The sequence below is a fragment of the Nitriliruptor sp. genome, assembly GCF_040882075.1.
Lineage (GTDB): Bacteria > Actinomycetota > Nitriliruptoria > Nitriliruptorales > Nitriliruptoraceae > Nitriliruptor.
Genome location: NZ_JBBEBZ010000218.1, coordinates 1 through 10,353, shown reverse-complemented (window position 1 = coordinate 10,353; position 10,353 = coordinate 1). Strand labels below are relative to the sequence as shown.

The 10,353-nt window shown below is 71.3% G+C and carries 14 protein-coding genes; all 14 read left to right on the top strand.

The window, feature by feature from the left end; translation table 11 throughout:
* Window positions 1–387 (top strand): flagellar hook-basal body complex protein (locus WEB03_RS16050; RefSeq protein WP_368071932.1); only part of this gene is annotated, 387 nt, incomplete at its 5' end.
* Window positions 388–524: 137 nt separating this feature from the next.
* On the top strand, window positions 525–773 hold the full coding sequence (locus WEB03_RS16045) for a flagellar FlbD family protein (protein ID WP_368071931.1): 249 nt from the start codon (window positions 525–527) through the stop codon (window positions 771–773).
* A 1-nt stretch (window position 774) separates the two neighbouring features.
* Window positions 775–1,593: a motility protein A gene (locus WEB03_RS16040; RefSeq protein WP_368071930.1), complete on the top strand. Its 819-nt coding sequence runs from the start codon at window positions 775–777 to the stop codon at window positions 1,591–1,593.
* Window positions 1,593–2,426: a flagellar motor protein MotB gene (locus WEB03_RS16035; protein ID WP_368071929.1), complete on the top strand. Its 834-nt coding sequence runs from the start codon at window positions 1,593–1,595 to the stop codon at window positions 2,424–2,426. The genes WEB03_RS16040 and WEB03_RS16035 overlap by 1 nt, the downstream gene beginning before the upstream one ends.
* Complete coding sequence (gene fliL / locus WEB03_RS16030) at window positions 2,423–2,908, top strand: flagellar basal body-associated protein FliL (RefSeq protein ID WP_368071928.1); 486 nt, start codon at window positions 2,423–2,425, stop codon at window positions 2,906–2,908. The genes WEB03_RS16035 and fliL overlap by 4 nt, the downstream gene beginning before the upstream one ends.
* Before the next feature lie 67 nt (window positions 2,909–2,975).
* Window positions 2,976–4,055 carry a flagellar motor switch protein FliM gene (locus WEB03_RS16025; protein WP_368071927.1) on the top strand — a complete coding sequence of 360 codons (1,080 nt, stop codon included), beginning with the start codon at window positions 2,976–2,978 and terminating at the stop codon, window positions 4,053–4,055.
* Window positions 4,052–4,363: a flagellar motor switch protein FliN gene (gene fliN / locus WEB03_RS16020; RefSeq protein WP_368071926.1), complete on the top strand. Its 312-nt coding sequence runs from the start codon at window positions 4,052–4,054 to the stop codon at window positions 4,361–4,363. The genes WEB03_RS16025 and fliN overlap by 4 nt, the downstream gene beginning before the upstream one ends.
* Window positions 4,360–4,959 (top strand): flagellar biosynthetic protein FliO, encoded by a 600-nt coding sequence (locus WEB03_RS16015; RefSeq protein WP_368071925.1) that lies wholly within the window; start codon window positions 4,360–4,362, stop codon window positions 4,957–4,959. The genes fliN and WEB03_RS16015 overlap by 4 nt, the downstream gene beginning before the upstream one ends.
* Window positions 4,940–5,815: a flagellar type III secretion system pore protein FliP gene (fliP, locus tag WEB03_RS16010; protein ID WP_368071924.1), complete on the top strand. Its 876-nt coding sequence runs from the start codon at window positions 4,940–4,942 to the stop codon at window positions 5,813–5,815. Before WEB03_RS16015 ends, fliP begins: the two co-directional genes overlap by 20 nt.
* A 10-nt stretch (window positions 5,816–5,825) precedes the next feature.
* Window positions 5,826–6,092: a flagellar biosynthetic protein FliQ gene (locus WEB03_RS16005; protein ID WP_368071923.1), complete on the top strand. Its 267-nt coding sequence runs from the start codon at window positions 5,826–5,828 to the stop codon at window positions 6,090–6,092.
* 4 nt (window positions 6,093–6,096) lie between these two features.
* Window positions 6,097–6,861 (top strand): flagellar biosynthetic protein FliR, encoded by a 765-nt coding sequence (locus tag WEB03_RS16000; protein ID WP_368071922.1) that lies wholly within the window; start codon window positions 6,097–6,099, stop codon window positions 6,859–6,861.
* 176 nt (window positions 6,862–7,037) lie between these two features.
* On the top strand, window positions 7,038–8,441 hold the full coding sequence (locus WEB03_RS15995) for an HD-GYP domain-containing protein (RefSeq protein WP_368071921.1): 1,404 nt from the start codon (window positions 7,038–7,040) through the stop codon (window positions 8,439–8,441).
* A 207-nt stretch (window positions 8,442–8,648) separates the two neighbouring features.
* Entirely contained in the window at window positions 8,649–9,527 is an 879-nt protein-coding gene (locus tag WEB03_RS15990) for a sigma-70 family RNA polymerase sigma factor (protein ID WP_368071920.1), read from the top strand.
* A gap of 177 nt (window positions 9,528–9,704) precedes the next feature.
* A partial coding sequence (locus WEB03_RS15985) for an EscU/YscU/HrcU family type III secretion system export apparatus switch protein (RefSeq protein ID WP_368071919.1) occupies window positions 9,705–10,353 on the top strand: 649 nt, incomplete at its 3' end.

The following is a 10,353-nucleotide window of genomic DNA, read 5'->3' as shown; positions in this document are numbered from 1 at the left end:
GAGGCGCGCAGCCAGGACGGTGCGGCCATGGGGTTCCTGCGGAGCTTCGAGTTCGGCTCCGACGGGACCGTCACCGGCCGGTTCTCGAACGGCGAGACCTCGGTGCTCGGGATGGTCGCTCTGGCGACCTTCAACAACCCGGCCGGTCTGGTGCGCGAGGGCGAGAGCCTGTTCACGGTCTCGGCGAACTCCGGCGAACCGATCATCGGCGCGCCGGGTGCTGGCGACGCGGGGAGCCTCGCGCCGGGGTCGCTCGAGATGTCGAACGTCGACCTCGCGGCCGAGTTCACCAACCTGATCATCGCCCAGCGCGGGTTCCAGGCGAACTCGCGCGGGATCACCGCCAGCGACGAGCTGCTCCAGGAGCTGGTGAACCTCAAGCGCTGATCGACGCGTCACCTCGTTGCCCCCACCCCGGGATCCGCCGGGTGGGGGCAGCGGTGGTTAAGCCGAGGCTGCGGGTGCCGACATGGAGCGCGCTGGCCAGGGTTGGTCGGCACGAACCGCACACGGAGGTGCGTCCGATGGTCCTCGTCCATCGCCTCAAGGGCGAGCCGATCTTCATCAACGCGGACATGATCCAGTCGATCGAAGCGCGGCCCGACACGGTCGTGGTCCTCATCGACGGACGCACCTTCGTCCTGTCGGACGAGCCCACGCAGATCGTCGATCGCGTCCGGCAGTTCCGGGCCTCGGTCCTGGTCGCGGCCGACGAGCTCCGCGAGGACCCTGCACGGGTCCCGCTCACGGTCGTCTCCGACCGGGAGCACTGAGGTGAACCCGTTGGTGCTCGGGGGGTTGCTAGCCGCGTTGGCCGGCATCGTCCTGTCCACGCTGATGGACGGCAACTCCCTCGGCGTCCTGATCGGTCCGTCCTCGTTCGTGCTGGTCTTCCTCGGCAGCGTGGGTGCCGCGGTGGTCTCCTTCGACCTCGCCGACATCAAGCGCGCCCCGGGCGCGCTGCTCCGAGCGTTCAAGGGTTCGGCTGAGGACAACGACGCGACGATCACGACGCTGGTGAGCATGGCCGAGGTCGCGCGCCGCGAGGGGCTGCTGGCGCTCGAGAAGCGGGTCGAGGAGATCGACGACCCCTTCCTCGCCCAGGGCTTGCAGCTCCTGGCCGACGGGGTGGACGGTGACAGCGTCCACGAGATGCTCGAGATCGACATCGCCTCGCTCGATGAGCGGCACCGCTCGATGATCTCGTTGTTCGAGTCGCTCGGCGCCTACGCCCCCACGTTCGGGATGATGGGCACCGTCATCGGTTTGATCAACATGCTCGGCAACCTCTCGGACCCGAGCCAGCTCGGGCTCGGGATGTCGCTGGCACTGTTGACCACGCTGTACGGCGTGCTGTTCGCGAACCTGCTCTACCTGCCGATCGCGTCCCGCCTCAAGCGCCTGAACGCCCAGGAACTCGCCGGCCGGGACCTCGCGCTCGACGCGATGCTGGCCATCCAGGACGGCACCAGCCCACGCCGCCTCGTGGACCGTCTGGAGGCGTTCCTGCCCGTCGGTCAGCGGGTGGGCTACAGCGCACGGATGGAGGGACCGGCCCCCGTCGCCGAACCCGTCGCCACCGAGGCCGCCTGATGGCCCGCGGGAAGGCCGCCGGCAAGGGTCGTCGAGGGCCCTCCCGTCGCGGGGCCGACGAGGCACCGAACAGCAGCGCGTGGCTGACGACGTACGGCGACGCGGTCACGCTGCTGTTGGCGTTCTTCGTGATGCTGTTCACGATGTCGTCGACCGACGCGGAGAAGTTCGAGCGGATGGCCGAATCGATGCGCATGGCGTTCGCCGGGTCCGAAGGGATCATGCCGGACAGCAACTCCATCGTCGCCCCGGAGTCGGCCGACCCGCAGCCGATCACCGAACCCGCACGACCGGAGGTCCCACCGCAGGCCTCACCGGCGCGACCGGACGTGGCGCCCGATCTGTCCCAGACACTGGCGGAGGAGATCCACCAGGTGCTCGAGGAGTCGGGGCTGCTCGAGATCGCTGACGTCCTGGCCACGCCCGACAGCGTCGTGGTCCGCGTGCGGGCCGACGACGTACTCTTCGCCACCGGCTCGGACGAGGTTCGTCCCCTCGCGCGGCAGATCGTCACGGCGCTCGCGCCATCGCTCGTCAGGATCCCCAACGACGTCCGGATCGAAGGCCACACCGACGACGTCCCCATCCACCGTGGTGGGTACAGCAACTGGAACCTGTCCTCGGACCGTGCGGTGGCGGTGCTGCGCTTGTTCGCCGACGAGCACGACATCGCTCCGCAACGGCTGTCGGCGGTCGGCTTCGGCGAGTTCGCCCCCCTCGTGCCGAACGAAGGTCGCACCCAGCGGGCCACCAACCGTCGGGTCGAGATCGTCATCGATACCGCCCCCGACGGCGCCACCGAGCCCGTCCCCGCAGGAGTGACCAACCCATGAGCGCACCCACCGCCACCGCCCCCGTCGGACAGACCGACACGGACGCGTCAGCGCCACGCCGACCTCGGCGCAAGCTGCTGTTCATCGGCATCGTCGTGGCCGTGCTCCTCGCGGGCGCCGCGAGCTACGTCCTCGTGCTCGGACCGGACGCGGCCGCGGACGAGGCCGTTCCGGTCGTCGAGGAGGGTGCGGTCATCGAGGTCGGCACCTTGACCACGAACCTGGCGGGAACACCGGCGCAGTACGCCCGGGTCGGGGTCGCCCTGGTGCTCAGCGCGGACGCCGATCAGAGCGAGGTGACCGCGCGGTTCCCGCTCGTCAAGGACGCAGCGATCGCCGAGATCGGGCGTCACGCCGCAGCGTCGCTGCAGGGCGAGGAGGGGTTGGAGCCGCTCCGCAGGGGCCTCACCGAGCGGATCCAGGCGGTGTACCCCGATGGCGAGGTCGTGCGGATCGCGCTGACCGAGCTGCTCGTCCAGTGATGTCTTAACCGGCGCGCCCGGCGCCCGACGAGGGGAGCGTCCCCGCCCCCCGCCCGAGGTCCGCCGCGTGTCCATCCTGGAGGCAGCCCCGTCCGCCGACGGACGGGCGAGCCGTGAGGTCACCGAGACCTACGACTTCCGGCGGCCGACGACGTTCGCACGCGAGCACGTCCGCAGCTTGGCCGTGGCGCACGAGGTCTTCGTGCGCCGCTTCGCCAGCGGCCTCAACAGCACGCTCCGGACCGTGGTCCAGATGGAACCGCTGTCGGTCGAGCAGATGAGCTACGACGACTACATCCGGTCGATGCCGAACCCGACGGTGCTGACCACCGTCAGCCTCGCACCGCTGCCGGCGGCCGCGGTCCTCGAGATGAACGTCCAGCTCGCGCTGGTGCTGGTCGACCGGATGCTCGGCGGTCAGGGACTGCCCGTCGCCCCACGTCGCCCGACCGAGGTCGAGACCCACCTGCTCCAACAGCTGGTCGGTCACGGGCTCGAGGCGTTCCGCGAGACCCTGAAGCCCTTGGCGGTGGTCACGCCCGAGGTCGGCGACGTGGACTACAACCCGCAGCTCGTGCAGGTCGTGGCGCCCTCCGAGGTCGTCCTCCTGCTGACCTACCGGGTGACGATCGCGCAGGGGGCCCGCTCCGAGGGGCTGATGACGCTCTGCTACCCCTACTCGACGCTCGGGCCGGCGCTCAACCAGCTGTCCAACAACCTCTGGCTCGATCAGGCGCTCCCGCCCGGGAGCGCCGGACACGTGGCACCTCTCCGCGCGAACCTGCCGGCCGTCCCGGTCGAACTCGCCGTCCGGGCCGACCCCATCACCGTCGCTGCCCGCACCATCGCCGCGCTCCAGCCCGGGGACGTGCTGCGGCTCGACCACCCGGTCGACAAGCCGTTGCACGGCACCGTCGGTGGTGTCGCTGTCGTCGACGGGCACATCGGTCGTCGCGGCCGTCGGCTCGCGTTCCAGGTGGTCGACTGGCACCTCGATCGATCGGTGGAGTCCGCACCGCCCGCCCCGCCCGCACCTCCCGCACCACCCATCGCCGACCTGGGACCCTCCGCTGCGTCCGCGCCGCCGTCCCCGTTCGTGCCCGCCGATCGACCCCTCACCAACCTCTCCGTGGAGGACCCCCGATGAGCGACACCACGACCGTCTCCCCGGTGGAGTACGCCGAGCTCGGCCGCGGCATCGACGGCGCCGTCCGATCCCGCGAACTCGACCTGCTCGGTGACGTCGATCTGCAGGTCACCGTCCAGCTCGGCGCCGTCAAGATGACGGTGCGTGAGCTGCTCAGTCTCGAGGATGGCAGCGTGCTCGAACTCGACCGCGCCGCCGGCGCGGCCGTGGACGTGCTCGTCAACGGCCGCTTCGTCGCGCGCGGCGACGTCGTCGTGATCGACGAGGAGCTCGGGGTGCGCATCACCGAGATCGTCGCCCGCCCGTGAACGGTCTGGATGCGCTCGCCCGGACGCTGCCGACGTTGCTGGTCATCGTGGGAGCACTCCTGCTGCTGCGCCACTGGGCACGGCGCGGCGGGGTGACCACCGACTGCGGGGTGCGGGTCGTCACCCGCACCGGCATCGCCAAGGGCACCGTCCTCGCCGTGGTCGCGGTCGGCGAGCGACGGATGCTCGTCGGCGCCTCCGAGCACGGGGTCAGCCTGCTGGCCGAGCTCGACGACCAGCCCGAGCTCGCCTCCGCCATCGCCCCGGCCATCGCCTCGGCGGCCCCGGCGGCCCCGGCGGCCCCGGCGGCCCCGGCGCACGAGCCGACGGCCGCGGTGAGCGGACCCGACACGGCACCGACGTCGGCCCCCGCTCGAGCGTCCCTCGACCTCGGCGCGTTCGGCCCTGCGTTGGCTGGCCTGCACCTGCGTCGGCCCTCGCCCTGGCGTGGTCTCGGCGCCGGCCGGACCCGTCCGACCGCGACCACCACCCCAGATCGGCCACGGATGGCCCCGATCGACCGACTGCGCGACCTCACGGTCCGCCGGCCGGTCCCGAGCCATCCGAGGTCGAGCGGTGTCCATCGACGTACGTGAGCGCCTGCGCTCCCTCGTCCTGGCGCTGCTGACGGCGATGCTGCTGGTGTCCCTCGCCAGCGCGGCCACGGCCCAGGAACAACTGCCGGACCCGCCGGGCGGCTTCGTCGATCCCGACGAGTCGGACGAGGACGAGGATGCGCCCGGCCCCCTGGTCCCCGACGTCCCCGTCGTCCCGGACATCCCCGACGTGACCGTGTCGGTCGATTCCGACGACGCGGCGCTGAGCCGCACCGTCGTCATCGTCCTGCTGTTGACGGTCGGTTCGATCGCCCCCGGGCTGCTGCTGCTGATGACCGCCTTCACGCGGTTCGTGGTCGTCCTCGGGCTGACCAAGAACGCCATCGGCATGCAGACCATCCCGCCGGCGCAGGTGCTGCTCGGTCTGGCGATGTTCCTGACCTTCTTCGTGATGGCGCCGGTGTTCAGCGAGGTCAACGAGTCGGCGGTCCAACCGCTGCTGGCGGGTCAGATCGGGCAGAGCGAAGCGTTCTCCACCGGGTTCGCGCCGCTGCGCGAGTTCATGCTCGCCCAGACCCGTCAGGAGGACCTCCAGCTGTTCGTGGATCTGGCGGGTTCGGACCAGCCCGCGGGCCCCGACGACATCGCCCCGACCACGCTCATCCCCGCGTTCGTCATCTCCGAGCTGCGCACGGCGTTCATCATCGGGTTCGTGATCTTCGTGCCGTTCCTGGTCATCGACCTGGTCGTCTCCGCCGTGCTGATGTCGATGGGCATGATGATGCTGCCCCCGGTCTTCATCTCGATGCCGCTCAAGCTGCTGCTCTTCGTCCTGGTCGACGGTTGGTCGCTGGTGGTGGGCAACCTCGTCTCATCCGTCAACGGTGTGACGTGAGGAGCGCGACGTGACCGACGCCCAGGTCATCGAGATCCTGACAGGCGCCATCGAGATCTCCACGAAGTTGGCCGGCCCGCTGCTGCTGGTCAGCCTCGTGCTCGGCGTGGTCATCTCCGTCATCCAGACCGTCACCCAGATCCAGGAGATGACCCTCACGTTCGTGCCGAAGCTGGTCGGGGTCGCCCTCATCCTGATCGTGGCCGGGTCGTGGATGATGCGCGAACTGGTGGGGTGGGTGACCACGTTGTGGCAGACCATCCCGACGCTCGGCTGACCGGATGGAGCTCGCGCTCGACGCGCACTGGGCTTCGGGCTACCTGCTGGCCATGATCCGGGTGTCCGCGTTCGTGGTCGCCACCCCGTTGCTGCCACGATCGATCCCGGTCGTCGGCCGGGCGGGGGTCGTCATCGTGCTCGGGTTCGCGCTCACCTCGCCGATGGCGGACACCAGCGTCCCGGCGTTGTTCGGTGCCGCCGGTGTCAACGTCGCCGTCGGGTTGCTGCTCGGGTTCCTGACCGGTGTGGTGCTGCACCTGTTCACCATCGCCGGCGACGCTCTCGACGTGACCTCGGGGCTGAGCGTCGCGGCGGTCTTCGATCCGCTCACCGGGGACCGTGGAGCCATCCTCGGCCGGTTGTTCCCGCTCGCGGCCGTGACCATCTTCCTGGCGGTCGGCGGGCTCGGGGCGCTGGTCGAAGGTCTGGCGGCCAGCGTGACCGCGATCCCGCTCGATGGCGCGGTCCGCTTCGATCCCGGTCTGGTCGGCGTGGCCATCGCGATCACGGGCCGGCTGCTGGTCGCCGGCGTGGAGCTGGCGCTGCCCGCCATCGCCGCGCTGTTCCTGAGCGAGGTGGTCCTCGGCCTCGCGTCGCGGTTCGCCCCGCAGGCCAACGTGTTGATGCTGGGTCTGCCGCTCAAGATCATCCTGCTCCTGGTCACGGTCGGCCTCGTCCTGCTGCTGTTCCCGGAGGCGATGGCGGGCATGATGGAGATGATCGAGCGGGCGTTCGTCGACGGCATCGACGGGATGCGCGTCGCCTGACGTCGGCCGTTAACTCGCGGGTGTCCACGCCGACAGAGGGCGCAGGCCGCGACCGAGCGCTGCCGTCCGGAGGGTCCGTGGTCACCGACGTCGACGTAGCCGTGGACGACGTGCCAACCGACGTCACGTCCCGACCCGGACCCCGGGAGCGGACCTTCCGTGTCATGGCGCACCGGGTGACCGGTTCCTCCCGCGCGCGACTGGTCGAGGCCACGGGTTGCGAGATCGCTGCGGACGGTGACACCTCGGACACGCCGGTCGCGCTGATCGTCGTCTCCACCCGGATGCCGCTCGGACAGGTGTCCGCGGCCGTCGCCACCTTCCGGCGGACGCCCGACGTCCCCGTCGTGGCGATCGTGCACGCCGGGGGAGAGGAACTCGCCGCGCAGCTCCTGCGCGCTGGCGCGGTCGGGCTGGTCGCCGAGGGCAACGAAGCGGCGGTCGCCGGTTTCGTCGGTGGCGATGCCAGCGATGCCTCGCTGGTCGAGACCTACGAGCAGCGGCTCGGGCGGGCACGACCGAGCGACCTCGGCGTGCCGGGCCACGACCCGGTCACCGGGCTGCCGACGCTGAGCGAGTTCGACGCGGCCCTCACCGAAGCCGGCCAGAGCGGTGAGGTGCCCCGGGTCGGGTTCGCCCGCGTCCTGAGCTACGAGGACGCCGCCCGCCGCCTGTCGAGCGAAGCGTCCCACCTGCTCCGGCGCCGGCTATCGACCCAGCTCCGCGAGATCGGCCGGCTCTACGGGGCCGAGCTGTACTCGTCCTCGCCCACCGACTTCGCCTTCATCGCTCCGGACCTGTCGTCGGAGGACGCGGGGGCGATGGGCCAGATGCTCGCCCGGGCAGCCGAGACCTTCGCCCCGTCCGGCAGCCGATCGCTCGGTCTGGCCGTTGGTCACGCGGGTCGCGAGGTGACCAGCGAGGTCGCCGCGCTCCGAGAGCTGGCACAGCGAGCGCTGGACCTGGCCAGCACCGGGACCGAGAGCGTCGTGCTCAGCGCGGACGACCTGTCGCGCACGCTCGCGGCCACGACCGAGCTGGAGGTCCTGCTCCGGCTAGTCGACAGCGTCGAGGCCCAGCAGCCGAATGCCGCGGGGCGTGGTCCCCGCGTCGGTGAGCTGGCGGCCCGGCTCGCACAGCACCTCGGCTTCGACGGCGTCGAGCGCTCGCAGTTCCGCCTTGCCGGCCACCTGCACGAGATCGGCAAGGTCTCGCTGTCCGGAGCCGCACTCGAGGCGGGAGAGTCGGCCGAGGGCGAGCTCGCTGGGGAGTACCAGCGCTACCCCGAACTCGGTTCCGAGTACCTGCGGGTCTCCGCCGGACCCGAGGTCGCCACCGCGGTCCGACACCACCGGGAGCGCTGGGACGGCACCGGGTTCCCGGCCGGCTCGGCCGGCGAGGAGATCCCCGTCGGCGCACGGATCGTCGCGGTCGCCGTGGCGTTCGATGCCGCCGGGCAGCGTCCGGCGAAGGAACGGTCGGACGCGATCGGCGCCGTGTACGAGGCGGCTGACACCCGCTTCGATCCGACGGTGGTGATGGCCGCCCAGGCGCTGTTCGGCGACGCGGACACACGGTGATCAGCGAGCTGATCGCCGGGTCGCGCGGCCACGGGGTGGGCTCCTGGCTCCGATGGTCCAGCGACCGGGTGGCGGTGGCCACCCGGGGCTAGTCCCATGGGCGCATCTCCGGTCGTGGGCTCGACTCCCCCTAAAGGCCGGTGGCCGAGTGGCCGAAGACACAGCGGGAAGGGTTCCGCGAGGGAGCCCCGGTGGGGAGCGTGTGCGATGCCGACGATCAACGATGACGCCAAGGTCGAACAGCTGGTCTCCGACCACCTCTACCTCGTCCAGCACATCGTCCACGAGCTCGCCGCTCGCTACCCCCGCCACGTCGACCGGCAGGAGCTGTGGAGCGCCGGAGCGATGGGCCTGGTCGAGACCGCACGCCGCTTCGATCCCGACAGCGACGTCCCGTTCGCGCACTACGCCCGGATCCGGATCCGCGGAGCGATCATCGACAGCACCCGCACCCGGGACTGGGCCACCCGCGGTGTCCGTCGCGGCCAGCGCGACCTCGAGGCAGCAGCGGCGAGCTTCGAGCAGCGTCACCACCGTCCCGCGAACCCGGCGGAGCTCGCCGGGCTGCTCGGGATCACCGAGGACGAGGTCGCCCGCCGCCGGGCTGCCGCGCACCGGAGCACCGTGCTCCACCTCGATCAGCCGCTGGGCTCGGCCGGTGACGACGCCGCCGCCCTCGCGGACACCATCGCCTCGCTCGACGTCGAGACCTCGCCGGAGAAGCAGCTCGAGCAGCGTGAGCTGATCGGATCGCTGCGGACCGGCGTGCGCTTCCTGGCCGACAACCAGCGCGACATCATCGAGCGCTACTACCTGCGCGGCGAGCGGCTGCGAGACATCGCCGATGAGATGGGCGTGACCGAGGCGCGTGTCTCCCAGCTCCGCAGCGAGGCGGTCCGGGCCCTGCAGAGCCTGCTCGCCGAGGCGAACTTCGGCGCACCCGGTGTCGACCCCGAGGCGCCGGGCAAGCGGAGCCGCGCGGCGTTCCTCGCGCGGGTGGCGGAGAACACCACCTGGCAGCAGCGGCTCGCTGCTGCGGACGCGCCGGGCGGCGCCTTGGCCCCGGGCATGGTGACCACCGCGTGACGGTGGAGCGCGGCTCGCCCATGGTGGAAGCGACCACCCGGGAACCGCACGTCCGCTAAAGACGGGCTCCCCGCCGTCGACCAGGGGTCCGCGCACGGCTGCGCGGGATGATGTGGGCCACGGACCGGCCCCGGGAACCACGACACGGCGGCACGACCGCCGTACCCGGGAGCGGTGGTGGGAAAGCACGACGGGAAGACCGAGAAGGCGTCACCGCGCAAGAAGCGCGATGCCCGCCGCAAGGGCCAGGTCGCCAAGAGCGCCGAGGTCGGCGTCGCGATGTCGCTGATCGCCCTCCTGCTGGCCCTCCAGACGCTGCAGGGCGGCTCGATCGTGCTGGCACGGGAGACCCGGTTCCTGTTCTCGCAGGCGCCGACCGACGCCCTGCCGATCGACCTGCTGCGCCAGAGCACCACGACGGTGCTCGTCGCGGTGCTGGTGCCGACCGTGACGCTCGCCGTCCTGGCCGCGCTCGTCAGCGGCGCCGGGCAGACGGGCCTGCGGCTCTCCCCAGAGGCGGTCAAACCGAAGCTGTCCCACCTCAGCCTCAAGCGTGGACTCCAACGCTTCAAGCCCTCGACGGCGGCGTGGGAGCTGACCCGCACGGTCGTCAAGCTCGGGGCGCTGGCGCTCCTGCTGTGGGCGCCGATGACCGACATGGCCGCCCAGCTCGCGGCCAGCCGCGACCTCGGTTCCGGTCTTGAGCGGACGTTCGACCAGACCACCGGGATCATCGGCCGTGCCACCGCCCTGGCCGTCGTGCTGGCGGGCGCGGACTACGCCTGGAACCGGCGCAAGCACGAGCGTGAGCTGAAGATGAGCACCC